15 protein-coding genes are annotated in these 18,972 nt (G+C 71.7%); 9 read left to right on the forward strand and 6 right to left on the reverse strand.

Translation table 11 applies throughout. The features are described from left to right. Positions 1 to 25: 25 nt before the first annotated feature. Entirely contained in the window at positions 26 to 721 is a 696-nt protein-coding gene (locus EMA17_RS12420; RefSeq protein ID WP_126636990.1) for a type 1 glutamine amidotransferase domain-containing protein, read from the forward strand. Positions 722 to 794: 73 nt separating this feature from the next. On the opposite strand, the gene EMA17_RS12425 is transcribed toward EMA17_RS12420, so the two are convergent. Continuing rightward, a complete protein-coding gene (locus EMA17_RS12425; protein ID WP_246126614.1) occupies positions 795 to 2,063 on the reverse strand; it encodes an MFS transporter in 1,269 nt (422 codons plus the stop codon). A 323-nt stretch (positions 2,064 to 2,386) separates the two neighbouring features. On the opposite strand from EMA17_RS12425, the gene EMA17_RS12430 reads away from it, so the two are divergent. Next, the gene (locus EMA17_RS12430) at positions 2,387 to 3,559 is read left to right on the forward strand and encodes an ROK family transcriptional regulator (protein WP_126636992.1); all 1,173 of its coding nucleotides are present in this window, start codon (positions 2,387 to 2,389) and stop codon (positions 3,557 to 3,559) included. A 129-nt stretch (positions 3,560 to 3,688) separates the two neighbouring features. Here the strand turns inward: EMA17_RS12430 and EMA17_RS12435 are convergent, their stop codons facing one another. Beyond that, positions 3,689 to 4,534, reverse strand: coding sequence for a serine/threonine-protein kinase (locus EMA17_RS12435; protein WP_126636993.1), 846 nt, complete (start codon positions 4,532 to 4,534; stop codon positions 3,689 to 3,691). An 854-nt stretch (positions 4,535 to 5,388) separates the two neighbouring features. After that, positions 5,389 to 6,705 (reverse strand): MFS transporter, encoded by a 1,317-nt coding sequence (locus EMA17_RS12440; protein ID WP_126636994.1) that lies wholly within the window; start codon positions 6,703 to 6,705, stop codon positions 5,389 to 5,391. Between the two features lie 86 nt (positions 6,706 to 6,791). On the opposite strand from EMA17_RS12440, the gene EMA17_RS12445 reads away from it, so the two are divergent. Beyond that, the gene (locus EMA17_RS12445) at positions 6,792 to 7,778 is read left to right on the forward strand and encodes an ArsR/SmtB family transcription factor (RefSeq protein ID WP_126636995.1); all 987 of its coding nucleotides are present in this window, start codon (positions 6,792 to 6,794) and stop codon (positions 7,776 to 7,778) included. Between the two features lie 44 nt (positions 7,779 to 7,822). Here the strand turns inward: EMA17_RS12445 and EMA17_RS12450 are convergent, their stop codons facing one another. Further along, on the reverse strand, positions 7,823 to 8,626 hold the full coding sequence (locus EMA17_RS12450; protein ID WP_126636996.1) for an SGNH/GDSL hydrolase family protein: 804 nt from the start codon (positions 8,624 to 8,626) through the stop codon (positions 7,823 to 7,825). A gap of 291 nt (positions 8,627 to 8,917) precedes the next feature. Between EMA17_RS12450 and EMA17_RS12455 the strand changes: the two genes are divergently transcribed. From EMA17_RS12455 to EMA17_RS12480, 6 genes are all read left to right on the forward strand, one after another. Then, positions 8,918 to 10,474 (forward strand): alkaline phosphatase D family protein, encoded by a 1,557-nt coding sequence (locus EMA17_RS12455; protein ID WP_126636997.1) that lies wholly within the window; start codon positions 8,918 to 8,920, stop codon positions 10,472 to 10,474. A gap of 211 nt (positions 10,475 to 10,685) precedes the next feature. Continuing rightward, entirely contained in the window at positions 10,686 to 12,323 is a 1,638-nt protein-coding gene (locus EMA17_RS12460; protein ID WP_126636998.1) for an ABC transporter substrate-binding protein, read from the forward strand. A 103-nt stretch (positions 12,324 to 12,426) separates the two neighbouring features. Next, positions 12,427 to 13,359, forward strand: a complete 933-nt coding sequence (locus EMA17_RS12465; RefSeq protein ID WP_126636999.1) for a MerR family transcriptional regulator — start codon at positions 12,427 to 12,429, stop codon at positions 13,357 to 13,359. Between the two features lie 336 nt (positions 13,360 to 13,695). Beyond that, positions 13,696 to 13,878 (forward strand): hypothetical protein, encoded by a 183-nt coding sequence (locus tag EMA17_RS12470; RefSeq protein WP_126637000.1) that lies wholly within the window; start codon positions 13,696 to 13,698, stop codon positions 13,876 to 13,878. After that, positions 13,875 to 14,657, forward strand: coding sequence for a hypothetical protein (locus EMA17_RS12475; protein ID WP_126637001.1), 783 nt, complete (start codon positions 13,875 to 13,877; stop codon positions 14,655 to 14,657). Before EMA17_RS12470 ends, EMA17_RS12475 begins: the two co-directional genes overlap by 4 nt. 32 nt (positions 14,658 to 14,689) lie before the next feature. Further along, complete coding sequence (locus tag EMA17_RS12480; RefSeq protein WP_126637002.1) at positions 14,690 to 15,559, forward strand: transporter substrate-binding domain-containing protein; 870 nt, start codon at positions 14,690 to 14,692, stop codon at positions 15,557 to 15,559. Positions 15,560 to 15,634: 75 nt separating this feature from the next. On the opposite strand, the gene EMA17_RS12485 is transcribed toward EMA17_RS12480, so the two are convergent. Continuing rightward, on the reverse strand, positions 15,635 to 17,764 hold the full coding sequence (locus EMA17_RS12485; protein ID WP_170222149.1) for an MMPL family transporter: 2,130 nt from the start codon (positions 17,762 to 17,764) through the stop codon (positions 15,635 to 15,637). Between the two features lie 357 nt (positions 17,765 to 18,121). Further along, positions 18,122 to 18,850: a TetR/AcrR family transcriptional regulator gene (locus tag EMA17_RS12490; protein ID WP_160161386.1), complete on the reverse strand. Its 729-nt coding sequence runs from the start codon at positions 18,848 to 18,850 to the stop codon at positions 18,122 to 18,124. Positions 18,851 to 18,972: the final 122 nt, after the last annotated feature.

The raw sequence follows: 18,972 nt of genomic DNA on the forward strand, positions 1-18,972 counted from the left end.
GCCGCCCCGAATGGAGAGATGACAGATGGCGAAGATCCTGTTCGTGCTCACCGGGTCCGACCACTGGACGCTGGCCGACGGTACCCGGCACCCGACCGGCTTCTGGGCGGACGAGGCGGTCGCCCCGTTCGAGGCGTTCACCGCGGCCGGTCACGAGGTCGTGGTGGCCACGCCCGGCGGGGTGGTGCCCACCGTCGACGCGGCGAGCCTGGCTCCGGATGTGAACGGCGGTCCGGACGGGGCGGCGGAGGTCGCCGCGGGCCTGGACCGGTTCGTCGCGCTGCGTGCGCCGCTGGACCTGGCCGAGGTCGAACTCGCCGACTACGCGGCCGTGTTCTACCCGGGCGGGCACGGGCCGATGGAGGACCTGGCGGTCGACGCGACCTCCGGCGCGCTGCTCGTCGCGGCACTGGCCTCGGGCAAGCCGCTGGGCGTGGTCTGCCACGGGCCGGCGGCGCTGCTGGCCACGGCGGACGCGGACGGCGCGTCGCCGTTCGCCGGCCGTCGGGTGACCGCGTTCACCAATGCCGAGGAGACCCAGGCGGGCTTCGGCGAGCGGGCCCGCTGGCTGCTCCAGGACCGGCTGATCGACCTGGGCGTCGACTTCCGCGAGGGTGGGCCGTGGGCGCCGAACGTGGTCGTCGACGACAACCTGTACACCGGCCAGAACCCGTCCTCGGCGGCCCCGCTCGCCCGGGAGATCGTCAAGGCCCTGGGCTGACCTCGGCCCGCGTGGCCCGGCCCGCGGCGTGGGGGCGCCCCGGGCCGGGCGGTGCGGTCCGCGTCCGCACCCGTCAGCGCTCCGGCGGCGGGAACACCACGGTGGTGGCGGCGCCCGACGTGGAGGTACCGATCCGGACCGAACCCGAGGCGGGCCCGGGCGCCGGCGGCGCGGCGGTTTCGAACGGCGCGGCCGCGGGCGGCGCGGCCTCGGGTGCGGCGGGACGGTCGCCGACGGGGGGCGGCGCCGAGGGGTTGAGCAGCCGCGCGGTCGGGATCAGGACCGCGGTGAGGACGGCGACCACGGCGAACGAGGTGTTGAGCGAGGCGTGGTCGGCGATGGCGCCGACGATCGCGGGGGCGATCAGGCCGGACGTATAGGTCACCGTGGCCACGCCGGCGATGGACCGGCTCGGATTGTCGCCGACCCGGCCCGCCGCCGCGAAGGTCAGCGGCAGCACCGCGGCCACGCCGACGCCGAGCAGCGCGAAGCCGAGCGCGGCGGGCAGGGGGGTGTGCGAGGCGGCGACGACGACGGCGCCGACGGTGCTCAGGGCCGCCCCGGCGCGGATCGTACGGGTCACCCCGAAGCGGTCCACCACCAGCCCGGAGAGCAGTCGGGCGACGGCCATCGTGCAGGCGAATCCGGTGAACGCGAGGGCCGCGACGCCGGGGGAGGCGCCGGCCACCTCCTTCAGGTGGACCGCGCTCCAGTTCGCCCCGGCGCCCTCGGCGAACACCCCGCAGAAGCCGACGGCGCCGATCGCGAGCACGGCCTTGGACGGCAGCGCGAAACGTGGTGGGGCCTCGGCGCCGTCGCCGACGGCGGCGGTCGGCCGCGCGTCCAGCAGGTTGCGGCCGGCGAACCAGCCCGTGACCGCGAGCAGTACGGCCAGGCCCGCCATGTGCAGGCGGGCGTCCAGTCCGGCGAACGCCGCCGCCGCGCCCACGCCCGCGCCGAACAGCGCGCCGGCGCTCCACATCCCGTGCAGCAGGGGCAACGTCGAGCGCTTGACCCGCTGCTCGACCACGAGACCCTGCGTGTTCATCGCCACGTCGGACATCCCGGCCCCGACGCCGAACACCAGCAGCGCCGCGCACAACCAGCCCAACCCGGGTGCGGACAGGGGCAACAGCGGCACCGCGCACCACACCGCGATCAGGCACCGCAGCGCGGTCCGCCCCCCGTGCCGATGCACCAGCGAAGCAGCCAACGGCATGGCCAGGGACGCCCCGACGGCGGGCGCCGCGAGCGCGACCCCCAACTGCCCCGCGCTCAAATCCAGATGCCCCTGCAACCACGGCAACCGAGCCGCGAACCCACCCCCCACGGACCCATGCACCGCGAAGATCAGACAAGCCGCGACCCGAGCCCGCCCGGCCTCCCCGTCCGTGCCCACATCGCCCACCGCACCGGCCACCGGGCGCCCACCACCCGGCCCGCCCGCATCCGCTCGCTCGGCCGCACCGTCCACCCGGGCCGTGTCCGGCGGCTCGTGTGCGTCGTTCCCGCCGGCGGTTCGCGGCGGCGATGGCGGGTGGCCCGGGGGCGTTGTGGTGGGGGGTCTCGGGATGGGCGGGGTGTCTCGGGTGTTCGTGTCGGTCATGGCGGGAAAATTATCAGGCAGGGTTCCTGAAAGAAAGACTTTGCGTAGGATCGGTTCCCATGACAGTCACCGCCCGTACCGCCACGCCGAGCACGTGTCGTGCGATCAACGACCGCCTGGCCCTCGATCTGCTGATCGAGCACGGCCCCCTCACCGCCGCCCAGCTCAAGACGCTGACCGGGCTCTCCCGCCCGACCGTGGCGGACCTGGTCGACCGTCTGGGCAGCGCGGGACTGATCCACCTGGCCGGCGAGTCCGGCACCCGCCAACGCGGCCCGAACGCGCGGCTGTACGGGATCGTCGCGGAGCGCGCCTACATCGCCGGACTGGATGTCCGCCTGGGCGGCGTCGAGGTCGTCGTCGCCGACCTGACCGGCCGGATCGCCGCGTCCGGCTCGCTCGCGATACCGGCGAACCGGGAGCCGACCCGCGCCATCGCCGACGTCCTGGCCCTCGTCGACGACACCGCCGCCCGCGCCGGTGCCGAGACGCTGCACACGTTCGGTGTCGGCGCGCCCGGCCTGATCGACCCCGTCACCGGCAACCTGGGGGTGGAGGACTTCCTCCCGGCCTGGCACGCGCTCCTGCCGGCCGCGCTCCGCGACCGCGGCCGGGTGGTCCTGGAGAACGAGGCCAACCTCGCCGGCATCGCCGAACAGCGCTTCGGCGCGGCTCTCGGCCTGGACACGTTCGTCCTGGTGTGGCTGGGCCAGGGGATCGGCGCCTGCGTGATGCTGGACGGCCGACTGCGTCGCGGCATGTCGGGCGGCAGCGGCGAGTTGGGCTTCCTGCCGGTCCCGGGGACGGGTCGGCTGCCGTCGCGGGCGGATTGCGAGGGCGGCTTCCAGAGCCTGGCGTCGGGCGCCGCCGTGGAGGAGTTGGCCGCCCGACACGGCCTCACCGGCACCGCCGAGGACTGCGTACGGGCCGCGGTGGAGCGGGACACCGGGGCCGGGGCCGCGTTCCTCGACGAACTCGCCGACCGGGTGGCACTCGCCGCCGCCGCGCTCGCCGTCATCCTCGACCCGGGCTGCGTGGTGCTGGGCGGGGAGACCGGGCGGGCCGGCGGCGCGGCGCTCGCCGGGCGGGTCGAGTCGCGACTCGCCGAGCTGACGCCCCTGGCCACCCGGGTACTCGCGGGGACCGTCCCGGGCAGCGCGATCCTGGACGGGGCGGTCCTGACCGCCCTCGACGACGCCCGCGACGACCTGTTCGGCAGTCCACGACGCTGAGCCCACCCGGACCCGCCGCCGGGCGCGCAGCCACGCCCGAAGCCGGGCCGCAAGCGGGACCCGACGTGGGACCCGACGTGGGACCCGACGCGGGACCCGACGCGACGCCCGATCGGCGCGCGTCCCGGATCACGCCCGATACGTACCCGAGAGCATGCCCGCCGGCGCCACCGCGTTCCACGCGTCGAAGAGTTCGGTGACGTTCGAATAGCGCTCCGCCGGGTCGCGCCGGGTCGCCCGTTCGACCACCGCGAGTTGCGCCAGGGTGCCGCGCCACGCGCGCTCCTCGTCGCCCGCGTCCAGGAGCAGGCGCAGCGTGCGGCCGAGCAGGAACACCGTGCCGGCCCGGGTGACCAGCGCGCCGCGCCGACTGTGCTCGGGCGGCATGTAGCGGGTGGACCCGGACAGCCGGGCGCAGTCGAGCACGAACGGCGCGCCGCGGTATTCGTCCAGGTCGATCAGGTGCACCCGACGCGCGGGGAAGTCGTAGAGCACGCAGCCGTCGTACCAGTCCACCCCGACGTAGCCGGCCGCGTCGATCAGCCGGTGCGCGTCGAGGATCGCGTCCAGGGCCGCGTGTACGTCGTCCAGCGGCAGCGCCCGAAAGCGGGCCAGCGGCGAGGCCGCGCCGGTGCGCAGCAGCTTGCCCGAACGTTTGACGGTCGCGTGGTACAACACCTCGCCGGACCGCCACGGCCCCACCGTCACGGGCACACCGCCGGCGGTGAAGGTGTGCAGCACGGGCACGATCGCCGGGTGGCGGACGTGCGCGTGCAGGTCGATCGCACGACGCAGGCTGAGCGCGGACGCGGGGTTGGGGCCGGTCTTGACGAACCAGTTCCCCTCGGCGTGCACTCCGTAGGAGACCGCACCCGAGTCCTGGTCACCGAAGGTCGTGTGCACGGTTCCGATCGAGCGCAGGAAAGCGGCGGGATCCTGCGGGGTGTCGACGGCGTCGAGCAATGGGTGCGGCACGGCGATCGGCCTTTCCTGACGGGTGTCCGGGACCCGCCGCCCGGGGGTCGGCAGCGTGGACGGATCGAACTTGTGGGCATCGGGTCCTTATGGCGAAGGTAGCGCCCCCGGCGAGGGCGATGGGGCGTTTTCCGCCGAAGCCCCGCAGATGAGGGGCCTGGAAGGGCCGCGACAGGCAGGGAAGGGAACAGGAGTTCGGACGCCGATGTCCCGAAAGCGACAATTATGCAGGCGGGTTGCGACCGACCCGCTCACCACCCACGCACGACCCACGCACAACTCGCCCGCACCGGTGCGAGACCCCTGCTCGTCGCCCCGACGAGGCGGAGCGCGGGGGTCCGCCGCGTTCCGCCTCGCCCGCCGCGCCACGGAGGGGCCTCCCCAAAGGCGTTCCGCGGGGCTATTCAATCCGGTTCGGGCCGAACCCCGCCGGATCGGCCGGCACGGTGCCGCGATCGCGTTCGGGGCCGGGGGGAGTTGCCTGTACACCGGATCGGACCAGCCACGATGCCGGTTCGGGCCCCTGCCACCGTAGCCCCGCCCACTCACCCTCCGACAGTCGATTCCCGGACACGTGCTCGCAGTTCAGCCACGCCGACCCGCCCACGATTTCGGACCGACGCCGCGCGCCGGCACCGGAGTTCACCGACCGAGAACACGTGCGGCCCGTGATCACCCCCGCGTCGACGGTCGGGACGAACCGGATCGGGTACACGTCGAGCACCAATTGCCTCACCACCGAACCGACCCGGCCCGCCCGCCACGTCATCCGTCGCGGAACACCCGCTACAGGACGGCCACTTCGAGCCCGATCGGCACAACCTCGGGAGCCACGACGGCGCCGGCACTCCCGCTCACACCACCGCGGCCTCCGGCGTCGGCACGCCTCCGGGCCGCAACATCCGCCACACCATGGCCGTCCCGATGATCGTGGCCACGCCGGACAGTGCGATCACATGCCCGGGGTCGAACACTCCGGCCAGTGCGCCGGCCCCGGCCATGCTCACGCCCTGGAGGGTCATCGTCCCGGTCATCGCCAGCCCCATCGCCTGCCCGGTGCCCGCCTTCGGGACGGCGGCCAGGAATCGGCGTTGCAGGCCGAGTTGGTAGGCGAAGCCCGCGCCGGAGAGCACGAACAGCGCGGCCGTCACCCCCACCGGCGGGCTCGCGGCGACGAACAGCAGCGGGATACCGAGTTGGAGCGCCAGCCACGGCACCAGCCGCTCCCGTCGGGTCGGCCGGACGAAGCGCCCCACGAGCAGATTGCCGAGCAACATCCCTGCGGCGGTCGAGCCGTACAACAGCCCCGCGTGATCGGGCGCGTACGGCACGATCACCCCCTCGGCGGCCACGGTCAGGTTCGCCGGCACCCACTGGGCCAGCAGCAGGCCGCGCACGACCGGATCGCCGAGCAGTTCGCGATTGACCCGCCACGTCGCCCGTATCGTGCCTTCGGGCCGAGGGCCCGCCCCGGCCCCGCCATCCACCTCGGCCCCGCCACCCGCCTCGGCCCCGCCGCCGGCTTCGCCCCGGCCGCCCACTTCGGCCCCGCCACCCGACGCGACCCCCTCCGCCGGCGTCCCGCGCGCCAGTCCGAGGCGCACCACCAGCGCCGACACCAGGGCCACGACCCCGGCGAACACCAGCGCACCGCCCGGCCCGACCAGCGCGAGCAGCACCCCGCCGACCGCGTACCCGAGTACCTGCATCGCCCCGGCGGTCACCCCGAACACCGAGCGGCCCAGCACATAGGCGTCACCGTGCAGCAGTTCGGGCAGGGTGCGCTGCCGGGCCGCACCCGCGACCGGGCTGACCAGGCCGACGCTCGCGAGCAGCACCAACACCGCCCACACGGGCAGCACGTCGACCGCGAGCACCAGCGCCATGACACAGCGGATCAGGTCGTAGCCCACCATCGCCGCCCGTACCGGCAGCCGGTCGGTGAGCGAGAGCAGCAGCGCCCCGCCGAACGCCTGCGGCACGAAGCCCGCCACGTACGCGAGCGCGGACAGCGCCGGGGACCCGGTGCGTTCGTAGACGAGCACCGCGAGCGCGAGCATCCGCACGGTGTCGCCGACCAGCAGGAGTACGTAGGAACCGAAGAGCACCCGGAAGGCGCCCACCGCGAAGATCTCGCGATAGGTCGCCGGTCTGACGTCGTCACCGATCATGCGGCGAGCCTGCCGAGGCGCGCCGGACGCGGGCCAAACTTTCGGCACAGACCGAAACCTGGCAGGCTGCGGGCGGGAGGTGTCGGGTGCTCAGGATCCAGGTCGGGCCGGCCGACGTGGCGCGCAGCAGGTTCGCGATCTCCCCGCTGGGCGAGGCCGTGTTGGTGCTGCGGACCCTTTCGGGCAGTCATCACGCCGGGCCGCTGCGGCCGTGGATCGAGCGGCTGCGGCCCGCGTACGAGCGGCTGCGTCGGGAGATGCCGGCGGTCGCCGCGATGACCTCGCTGTATCGGCGCGGCGGCTACAACGCCGACTTCCTGCATCCGCCGCCGGCGGGGATACCGACCGGCATCGGGGACGAACTCGCGGCGGTACGGGCCACCCCGCTCGACCGGGCCCGGGGCGAGTTGGCGCGCAATCTGGCCGGGCTGCGCCCGCCGTCGGCGGCGGCGCGCGCGCTGTTCGAGGCGCCCGACGTGGTCGCGCGGCTCGCGGACGCGATCGAGGCGGCCTGGACGGCGCTCCTGGAGCCGGAGTGGCCGGCGCTGCACGCGGTGTTGCAGCACGATCTGGTGCGCACCGCCGGGCGGTTGACCACCTACGGCTGGGGCGCCGCGCTGAGCGATCTGTCGCCCCGGCTGCGCTGGCACGACGAGGGCGCGATCGAGGTGGCCGGCCACCAGGACACCGGCACGATCGTGCTCGGCGGCGCGGGGTTGTTGTTCGTGCCCTCGGCGTTCGGGGCGAGCATCGTCTACGTGGAACCGCCGTGGCCGTACGCCATCGTCTATCCGGCCCGAGGCGTGGCCGAACTCATGGGCGCCCCGGCTCCCTCCGACGACGCGGCGCTGGCCGACCTGCTCGGCGGCACACGCGCGCTGATCCTGCGCGCGTTGCACATCCCGGCCACCACCACACAACTCGCCGCCCGGCTGAACCTACCCCTGGGCACCGTCGGCGACCACCTGGCCGTACTGCGCCGCGCCCGGCTGGTCACCGGCCTGCGCGTGGGCCGCTCGGTGCGCTACCAACGCACCGCGCTCGGCGAGGTGTTGACCGAGGGCCCGACCTGAACCACGCGCGACCCGCCACGCACCCCGCCCCCGCGCGGCCCCGCTCACCCCACCACCGCGACCAACCCCGGCAGATACCCCTTCGCCTGCCCCGTCGCCGTCGGGTGGTACGACTCGTCCAGGGGCAACGTCACCCCGTGCAGCCACTCGTCGGCCCCGCAGACCCCGTGGCCGGCGAACCGCTCCCGTACGTCCGCGAAGTCCGCGCCGGCCGCCGCCGCGCGCCCGGCCGTGGTCTCGTCCAGGATGTCGGCCGCCTCGTCCAGCACCCGCCGCTTGGCCTCGCTCAGCCCGAACAGGCAACCGCCCGGCTCGAACAGGCGCGGATACCCGAGCACCACCAGCCGCGCACGCGGCGCGAGCAGCCGGATCCGTGCGTAGGTGGCGTCCAGATCGGCCGGCAGCCGGTCGCGCGCATACGCCGTCCCCGTCGCCACCGCGTCCGCGCAGTCCCTGTCGTCCCCGAGTACACACGTGCGGATCGTGTCGGCGAAGCCGACGTCGTTGCCACCGACGCTGATCGTCACGAGCGTGGTGTCGGCGTTCAACACGGACGTCTGCCCGCCCAGCACCTGCGCGGTGGTCGCGCCGGAGCAGGCGGCGAAGGCGAACTCCGCCGCCGGGTGCGCCCGGTGCCACAGCGAGGGGTAGGCGTTGGCGCTGCGCTTGCAGTCGCCGCCGTCGGGCAGGTAGTCGCCCGCGCCCACCCCCGAACTGTACGAATCGCCCAGCGCCGCGTAGCTCGACGTCGGCGCGGCCGGCGCCGAATGCGCGGTGGGCGCGGCGAGCCCGCCGAGCACGAGGCCGGCGGCGGCGAGGGGGGCGGCGACACGGGCGAGCGAGGGCACGGGTGGGTCTCCTCCGGAACGTGGGCACGTCGTCGGAGGTATCGGCCGCCCAGCCGCCCGACTTGACCACGATCACCCCTCCGAAGGACCGGGGCCGCCCGCCGTCCGCACACCGGCCGCCTCCTCGGCCGCAGGTCGGCGCGTACCCCGGCGGGCCGCCGCCCCGCACATCCGCCGCCCCCTCGACCGCAGGTCGGCGGGCGGATCCACCCCCGGCCCGCCGACCAGTCTTGACGAACCGTCAAACCGGCGTTCGCCCCCACGTCGCCCGGCGCCACTACACACGTATCCATGACATCAGTGGACAGAAGGACCCTCCTGCGCACCGGCTCCGTCGTCGGAGCCGGCCTGGCGATCGCCCCCGTCCTGGGCGCCGGCTCCGCCTCGGCCTCGACGTCGGACGCGCCCGCGTTCGTCGCGTCCGGCCGGCCCGCGCTGAGCCACGGCGTGCAGAGCGGCGACGTCACCGCGTCCTCCGCGATCGTGTGGGGCCGCGCCGACCGGCTCGGTCGACTGATCGTCGAGTACGGCACCCGGCCCGACCTGCGCGACGCCTGCCGTGTCCGCGGGCCGTGGCTGACCCCCGACGGCGACCTGACCGGCCGGGTCCGGCTGCGCGACCTGCCGGCGGGCAGGCGGATCCACTACCGGGTCCGGGTCGAGGGCGAGCGCGGCGCGGCCGGTGAGCCGATCACCGGCTCGCTGGTCACCGCGCCGCACGAGCACAGCCGCTCCGATGTGCGCTTCCTGTGGTCGGGCGACTGTGTCGGCCAGGGCTGGGGCAGCAACCCCGACCTGGGCGGGATGACCATATTCGAGCAGATGCGCCGACTGCGCCCGGACTTCTTCCTGCACAGCGGCGACACCGTCTACTCCGACGGCCCGCTCGTGGAGAGCGTCACGCTGCCCGACGGCCGGATCTGGCGCAACGTGGTCACCCCGGAGAAGTCCAAGGTCGCCGAGTCGCTGACCGAGTACCGAGGCCAGTTCGCGTACAACCTGCTCGACCGCAACTACCGCGCGTTCACCGCCGAGGTCGCCCAGATCAACCAGTGGGACGACCACGAGGTGCGCAACAACTGGTACCCGGGCCAGATCCTCGACGACGCGCGCTACACCGAGAAGCGCATCGACGTGCTCGCCGCGCGGGCCAAGCAGGCGTTCCGCGAGTGGGTGCCGATCGGCGACGACCGGGTGTACCGCAAGTTGTCCTTCGGCCGGCACCTGGACGTGTTCGTCCTGGACATGCGCACCTACAAGGACCGCAACGACGACAACCGCTACGCCGACCCCAAGCGCGGCATGCTCGGCGACCGGCAGCGCGAGTGGCTGATCGAGGGTCTTTCGCGCAGTCGGGCCACGTGGAAGGTGATCGCCAACGACCTGCCGCTGGGCCTGGTGGTGCCGGACGGCGCCAACGCGCAGGAGGGTGTCGCGCAGGGCGACCCCGGCAAGCCGCTGGGTCGGGAGATGGAGTTCGCGACGGTCCTGCGCACCGCGCAGCGTCGCGGTGTCCGGGGCATCGTGTTCCTGACCGCCGACGTGCACTACACCGCGGCGCACCACTACGACCCGTCGCGGGCCGCGTTCCAGGACTTCGACCCGTTCTGGGAGTTCGTCTCGGGACCGCTGAACGCGGGCGCGTTCGGCCCCAACGCGCTGGACGGCACCTTCGGCCCCAAGGCCGAGTTCGTACACGCCCCGCCGCGCGCGAACTTCTCGCCGCTGGAGGGTTTCCAGCACTTCGGCGAGGTCGAGATCGACGGCCCGTCGGGCAACCTGACGGTCAACCTGCGGGACGCCGCGTCCACCGTCCTGTGGAGCAAGACCCTGCGCCCGACTCGCTGACGCACCGTCAGTTCACACTGCTGACACACCGTCACGGGAGTCCTCGTCGGCCGACGAGGACTCCCGTCCGGCGGGCAACTGGCGCCATGCATACGGCGAAACGTCCATCACTACCCGAAAAAGCGCGACAAAGATCGTTCGCCGCTTCGATTACGCTCCGCCTCCGACCGCCCCTAAGGGGTCGAGGCACCGAGCGAAACGAGGCGCACGCATGGACATCACACGTGAGCATCCCGGCCCCACCCGCCCCGGCGCCCGAGCGGGCGTACCCGTCGGGCGAATCGTGCGCACCGTGGTGCCCGCCGTAGCCGCCTGTCTGGTGCTCGGCGCGTGCGGTGGCGGCGACGACGCGGCGGCGGGCAAGGACGCGGACACCTCCACGGTGGCGCCCAAGTCCGGTGGCACGCTGACCGTGGCGATGGCGAGCGACATGCGCTCGATGGACCCGTTCGGCGCGCTGAGCAATTCGTACACCGACAACAGCCGACTCAACGCGGTCTACGACTCGCTGTTCTGGCACGAGGCCAAGACCGGCAAGGTGATGCCGCAGGTCGGCGAGAGCCTGACCCCGGACCCGGGCAACGCGTCCTGGACGCTCAAGCTCAAGCCGAACGTCAAGTTCTCCGACGGCACCCCCTACGACGCGGCGGCGGTCAAGTTCACCTGGGACGAGCACGCCGCGCCGGCGCGCAAGTCGTATCAGGCGGGCACCATCGCGGCGGTCAAGGCGACCGAGGTGGTCGATCCCACCACCCTGAAGATCACCCTGACCGGCCCGAACGCCAACTTCGACCACATCGTGGCCTCGAACCTGTCGTTCATCGTCTCCCCGACCGCGTACCGCAAGGACCCGGCCGGCTTCGCCCGCAACCCCGTCGGCGCCGGCCCGTACACCTTCAAGGAGTGGACCACCGGCGACCACATGACCTTCGTCAAGAACCGCGGCTACTGGCAGGGCGCGGCCAAGCCGTACGCCGACACGGTGGTGTTCAAGATCATCCAGGACAGCACCCAGGGCCTGGAGACGGTCTACTCCGGCGGCGCCGACATGAAGGTCTCGGTCAACGCCGAGGACCCGGTCAAGGCCAAGCAAAAGGGCCTGGAGACCAAGATCGTCACGATCATCGGCGGCGAGTCGATCTACTTCAACAACAAGCGCGCGCCGTTCGACGACGTGCGCGCCCGGCGCGCGGTGCAACTCGCGCTCGACGCGGACGAGGTGAACAAGATCTCGTTCAGCGGCAACGGCACGCCTACGCGCAGCATCTTCCCGCCGGAGAGCCCGCTCGTGGACGCGGGCACCGAGACCGTCCAGCGCACCGACCGTGCGGAGGCGCAGCGGCTGCTGGACGAGTTGGCCGCGGCGGGCAAGCCGCTCGACTTCACCTACTCCATCCCGCAGAACGCCAACGCGCAGCGGACCGCCGAATACATCATGACCTCGCTCCGCGCGCTGCGGAACATCTCGGTCAAGATCGCGCCGATGCCGATCGCCGCGTTCCAGACCGACATCGTGATCAACAAGAACTACCAGGCCGCGATGTTCAGTTACTACCTCTCGGACGCCGAACCCGGGCTGTACGTGAACCTCTACAGCACCAGCCCGAACAACTACCTGCTGTACACGAACCCCACCGTCGACCAGAACCTGGACAGGGCCCGGACGACCAACGACCCGGCGCAGCGCAAGGCCGCCTACACCGCGGTCGCCGCGCAGTTGAAGCAGGACGCGCCGCTGTGGACGTACCAGTCGTCGGTGGTCACCGCGTTCCACCGGTCGACGGTGGTGGGCATGGTGTTGAGCAACGACGGCATGGTGCTGATGGACCGGATCGGGCTCAAGGGCTGATCCGGGCCGGGGCCCGGGTGCCGATCCGGCCCAAGCCTCGGCGGCCGTACCCTCGGGGTTCGGACTTGAGTCTCCACCGGGTGGAGACGGCACGGTGAGGGACATGGACGGCGCGCCCCTGTATTCGATCGGCGACCTGGCCCGGCGGACCGGTCTGTCGGTCCGCACGATCCGGTTCTACGCGGACGCGGGGGTCGTGCCGCCCACCCGACGAAGTCCCGCCGGCTACCGGCTGTACGACGTCGACGCACTGGCCCGTCTCGAACTCGTGCGCACGCTGCGCGACCTCGACATCGACCTGGCGACCATCCAACGGGTGTTGGCCCGCGAGGTCACCGTCGCCGAGGTCGCCGACGCGCACGCGCGGGCGCTGGACACGCGGATCGAGACGCTGCGGTTGCGTCGGGCCGTGCTGCGCGCGGTGGCCGGGCGGGGTTCGAGTCCCGAGGAGACGAACCTGATGCACAAACTCGCCCGACTGTCCGACGAGGAACGTCGGAAGTTGATCACCGACTTCCTCGACGCGACCTTCGCCGACCTGGAGGTGGATCCGGACTTCCTGGCCAGGATGCGCTGCGGGCTGCCGAGCCTGCCGGACGATCCGACCCAGGAGCAGTTGGAGGCGTGGGTCGACCTCGGCGAACTGGTCACCGACCCCGACTTCCGCGCGTCGATCCGGCGGATGGCGGAGTACCAGGCGCGCGACCGTCCGAACGACCTCCCCCGGGGCACCTACGAGCGGCTGTCCGAACTCACCCGGGAGCGGGTCGAGGCGGCCCGCGCGGCCGGGATCGAGCCGACCTCGGCGGCGGCGGAGCCGGTGGTCACCGAGCTGGTCGCGGCCTACGCGACGGCCTTCGGCCGCCCGGCCGACGCGGCCTTCGTCGCGTCACTGGTGGAGCGGATGGAGGTGGGCGGCGACCCACGCGCGGAACGCTACTGGGCCCTGCTCGGCGTCATCAACGCCTGGCCCACATGGCCCAGCGCGGCCCCGATCTTCACCTGGTTCACGAAGGCCCTTCGCGCCCGGGGGTAGACCCACGCCCGGGGGCGGACATGGTCCGCCCCCGGGGAATCCGGTTCGGCGGTCCGGCTCACGATCTCGGCGATCGGGCAACTTCCTTTTCGCGCGGGTAATTTCCCCGTTTTCACCCCGCGGATCGCGGCATGCAGCACACTCGACACCACGGGTGACGAGCCGGTTTACGCACGACCCGCCACGGCGACGTGCGCGATCGACGCATGGTGAGGGAATCGGGCGAGTTCCAGCAAAAAAAGCCGTCGGATCCCGGTACGGGAAGCAGCCTCATCCCCTCCCGACCCGGGAGGGCGTTTCCGGGCGCGCGATCGCGTCCAAGAATCGGAGTGCCCGATGACGGAACTGCCGACCGCGGCGGCCCGGATCGTCCCCCATGTCACCGCCGCCGCGGCCACGATGGGAATGCAGGTACTCGCGTCGACCCGGGAGCGGCTCGCCGACGGTGCCGCGCACCGCGGTCGGGTCGTGGGCGATGTCCACGGCGGATACCGACCGGGACCGGTCCAGGGCCCGTGAACGCGAGATCCGACGCCGACGAAACCCCGGACGCGAAACGCGGCAGGCATGCCGCGCCGGAACCGACGATCGGCGAAGGCGACCCCCCGGATCGGTTGTCGGCCGAGCCCAAGAGCCGCGGCGCCATCGCCATCGCCCAGGTGGTGGGCAACGTCATCGTCAGCATCTTTGCCGACGACTCCCGAAGGTGGCGCCTGCCGCTCTTCTGCGTGGTCATCGCGCTGGTGACCACGGCCCTGCTTCGCAATCCCGGCGGCCCGGAGGACCAGTTCGTCGGGATCTACGTACTGATGGGCATCGCCCTTCCGGCCACCGTGCTACGCGCGTTGGCGCTCGTGGGCTCCGAGCGGGGCCGGGTGTCGATCACCGTGGTCTCCCTCATCTGCGTGATGGCCGCCTTCGTGTGGACCGAATACCTGCGCGTGCACGGCGAGGTCGACGTCACCGGGCGGGTCGAGGTCGCGCACGCGATGTCGGTTCCGGACGGCGGTCGCGTCGACATCAAGGTCGTGGGCGTGCCCGACCGTACCCATCTGCGCCTGACCCTCGCGGTCCGGGACGCCGACGAACGAGCCCAGGCGTGTGTCCCGCAGACCAGGCTCGACCTGGTCCTGACCGGCCCGGGGCGGCCCGTCGCGGTGGACGGCATCCCCGGAGGCACCGCCGTCGATCTCGCGCTCGGCGGCTCCCGCAGCACCGTCGAGGCCACGGTGACGGTGCACACCGACCCGGGCTGTGCGATGAACGTGTCCGTGACGACCGCGATCCTGCACGACTGATCCCGCACGACCGAGGGAGACGAACGAACCGGATGAACACGAAGGCCCTTCGACGCCGGGTCGCGTGCCTGCTGCTCGTCGCACTGGCGCCCGTCGCCTGCACGAACGATTCCACCGACCGGCGATTCTTCGGCAAGTCCCTGCTCGTCGTCGGCATGCACAACGACCTCCCGGGTGTCTCGCTCCTGGAGAACTACCAGCGATCCGGTACCGATGTGCTGCTCACCACGATGCTCAAGACGAAACTGAAGGTCGAGATCTCCCCCACGGAGGTGTCCTCCAAGGACCGGATCACCAAGCTGCGCTCCGGCCAGGTCGACCTGGTGGTCGGATCCTTTTCCATCACCCCCGAACGCATGAGGCAGATCGATTTCGTCGGTCCCTACCTCACCACCCGACAGGGATTCCTGGTCGGCCCGGACGACGCGAACATCAAGGTGCTCGCGGACCTCAACGGCAAGCGTGTGTGTACGTGGGAGGGAACCACGTCGGAGAACGCGCTGGAACAGTTGCGGACGCAAAAGGTGGACATGCTGATCGAGGCCGATGCGACGACGTGCATGGCGGACCTGAAAAGCGGTCGGGTGGCCGCGGTCTCGACGGATCAGACCATCCTGTACGGCTACGCGAACCTGAACGCCGCGGCCGGATTTCGGGTGGTCCCCGACCTGACCATCGGGGCACCGCAGCACTACGGCATCGGGCTCCCGAAGGGCCATCGCGACGATTGCCGACGGCTGAAGGGGATCATCAAGGAGTACGTGGAGAGCAGCGCCTGGATCGAGGCCATCCGGGTGTCGCTGCCCCAGATACCGATCCAGGCCCCGGGCTGGATCAGCAACTACAAGCCGATCGCCTCGACCGTCGACAAGTATTCGTGCCTCGACGAGCCGATCCCGTGACCCGATCCGAGAAACGCGAAGAGGGTGGCGGGCGGAGGAGATCCGCCCGCCACCCTCCGGTCGGGTGCTACCGGATCAGCCGACCAGTACGCTCTCGCGGGCGTCGTCGCCGCCCGGCTCCGGGTCGTCCTCGTCCGGGTGTCGGGCCAGCTTGCTCGGCCACCAGATCTTCTGCCCGATGTCCAGGGTCAGTGCGGTGACCAGGACCGAGCGCACGATGAAGGTGTCCAGGAGCACGCCGAGCGCGACGGTGAAGCCCATCTCGGCGAACGCGACGATCGGCAATGTGCCGAGCACCGCGAACGTGCTGGCCAGCACCAGGCCGGCCGAGGTGATCACGCCACCGGTCGCGGCCAGGCCGATCTGCATGCCGCGTCGGGTGCCGTGTCGCTTCGACTCCTCGTGGACCCGACTCATCAGGAACACGTTGTAGTCGATGCCGAGCGCCACCAGGAACACGAACACGAAGAGCGGGAAGCCGACGTCCGTGCCCTTGAAGCCGAGCAGGTGCTCGAAGGTGAACACGCTGATCCCGAGGGCCGCGGCGAACGACAGCACCACGGTGGCGATCAGCACCAGCGGCGCCACCACCGCGCGCAGCAGCAGGCCGAGCACGATCAGCACCACGAGCAGGATCAGCGGAATGATCACCTTGTCGTCGTGTTCGGACGCCGAGGTGATGTCCATGCGGGTCGCGGTACCGCCGCCCACCTTGGCCGCGGCGTCCGGGACCCCGTGCACCGAGTCGCGTACCCGCTCGACGGTGCCGTTGGCCGCCTTCGAGTCGGGCGACGCGATCATCGTCGCCTCGATCTGGACCCGGCCGCCCACCGCACCGGTCTGGTGCACCTGGCCGGGAGCGATCCCGGGGGTGCCCTGGATCGCCTGGATCAGCGCCGCCGCGGCGGACTCCTTGCCGATCACCACGATCGGGTCGCCGGAGCCTGCGGGGAAGTAGCGCTCCGACACCTCCTGGCCGTGGATCGACTGCGGCTTGTTGGTGAAGGAGTCCTTGTTGGCGATGCCGTCGCCGTTGAGGTTGGTCAGGCCGATGGTCATCACGCCGAGGATGACCGCGGTGATGATCCAGACCACGCGGGGACCACCGGAGATCTTCCGGCCGACCCGGGCCCAGACACCCTTCTCGTCGTGCGTGATCGCGTCCGGCTCGAACTGCGGACGCACCGGCCAGAACACCCAGCGGCCGACGATCACGAGCAGCGCGGGCAGCAGCGTGGTCATCGCGATCAGGCCGACCAGGACACCGAGCGCGCAGACCGGGCCCAGGCCCTTGGTGGACTGCATCTCGGCGGCCATCAGGCACAACATGCCGACGCCGACCGTGGCGGCGCTGGCCACGATCGCCGGTCCGGCGCGGAACATCGCCGCCGCCATGGCCTCGTGCCGGTCCTCGTACCGGTGCAACTCCTCGCGATAGCGCGCGATCAGCAGCAGCGCGTAGTCGGTTCCGGCACCGAAGATCAACACGGTCAGGATGGCCGCGCTCTGCCCGTTGACGACCAGGCCGGCCTTGGTGAACAGGTACACCACGGCCTGGGCGCTGAACAGCGCCCCCACCGCCGAGATCACCGGGAGCAGCCACAGGACGGGACTGCGGTAGGTGAACAGCAGGATCAGCACCACCACGCCGAGGGTGGCGTAGAGCAGCGTGCCGTCGATGCCCTCGAACGACTCGGCCTGGTCGGCGCCGAGCCCGGCGGGGCCGGTGACGTACGACTTCAGGCCCGTCGGGTTGTCCTTCAGGGCTTCCTTGAGCTGGTCGACCGCGTCACCGAGATCGTTCCAGCCGCCGTCCTTGACGCTGATCGGGACCAGGATCTGGGCGGCCTTCTGATCCTTGTCGAAGGTCGTGTCCTCGACCTTGCCGGTCACGCCCTTGGCCGTGCCGAACATCGTGCGGTCGGCGACGATCGCGTCCTTGTCCGCCTGGGTCAGGCCCGACGAACGTTCGTAGACCACCACGGCGGGCACCGTGGTGTCGGGACGGAAGTCCTTCTGCTCGTTGATCACCTTCGTGGACTCGGCCTCGGCGGGTAGCCACGACGAGACCTCGTTGTTCTGTGCGTCGGTCAGCTTGCTCGCCAGGGGCGCCGCCGCAACGAGCAGCACCACCCACAGAGCCAGCACGACCCACTTGGATCGGCGCCCGCACGGCAACGCCGCAAGCGCCTTGATCCGGTTCATGTATCCCCCAGCTGATGGGCTGATTCCGAACGGAAGCAGCGGTCGATCGACTTCACGGATTCAGCTCTGTGCCGGGTTCGAGAACACGCGACCAAGGCTGTCCGCAGCACCACGCGTAGCCAACCGTGCGGTGCTGTTATTGCTGTGTGCCATACCGAGATTCGGACCGTCCGGCGCCCCGAAACTCATCGCTTGCCGGCGGTCCGACGGCGGATTGTCCTGGACGGACTGCCCCACCGTCCACCGAATACCGCCCAGTTGGGCACAGGGCGGGTTAATAGCTGGTGAACTCGTCGAATCGGCGGGGCTGATCGACGGGCGAATCGTGACGCAGCGGACGGATGGGGTCGCCATCGGTCATGCGTCGGGGGCCGCCGTCGGCTCCGCTTTCGGTCGGCGGGGCAGCGCGACCAGGCCGTCCAGGAAACGTTCCAGGACGAAGGTGAAGCGCTCGTCGATGTCCGGGCCGGTGAGTTCGCGAGCCGCCGCGACCAGGTGCGGGTAGGTGTCCGCGGGGAACGCCGCGATGGTGTCGCCGATCGCGGACACCGCGTCGCCGACGGGCACCCCGGCGGCCACGGCCGCGGTGATCGGCCGCTGTTCGCTGTACACGAATCCGCTCACCAGCAGGCTCAGGCCGTAGGTGATGTAGGCCGCGTCCTGCCGGCCGAAGCCCGCCTCGTGCAGCATGGCGAGCTGATGCTCCATCACCGCCGCCATCCCGGGTCCGGACGGGAAACGACCCATCAGGACCCGCGTCGAATCCCGGTTGTTCTTGAGGAACCTCCGGAAGGCCCAGGCGAGTTCGCGCAGATCCACGCGCCAGTCGCCGAGCGTCGGCGGCAGTTCGCGGGCGCCGCGGCCGAGCAGGCCGTCGGCGAGCAGGTCCAGCAATTCCTCCTTGTCCCGCACGTGCCAGTACAACGACGGTGCCCGTACCTCGAGTTCGGCCGCCACCGAGCGCATCGACAGCGCGTCGAGGCCGTCGCGTTCGAGCACGGCCAGGCCCGCCTCGACCAGCGCGTCGAGGGTCACCGCCGGCCGCTTGCGCGTGCCGTCCGGTCGCGCCCGGCCCTTGCCCGTCATACCCACTCCTCGTCGTCGACTCCGCCGAGGGCATTGTCGTCGACCTCGTTCGGTCGATCCTCCCTCGGAATCAGGTCGATTCCCTTCCGCATTCCGGTCGCGCCGCGAACTTCGGGCGCGGG

Origin of the sequence: Embleya hyalina, from assembly GCF_003967355.1 — a bacterium.
GTDB lineage: Bacteria > Actinomycetota > Actinomycetes > Streptomycetales > Streptomycetaceae > Embleya > Embleya hyalina.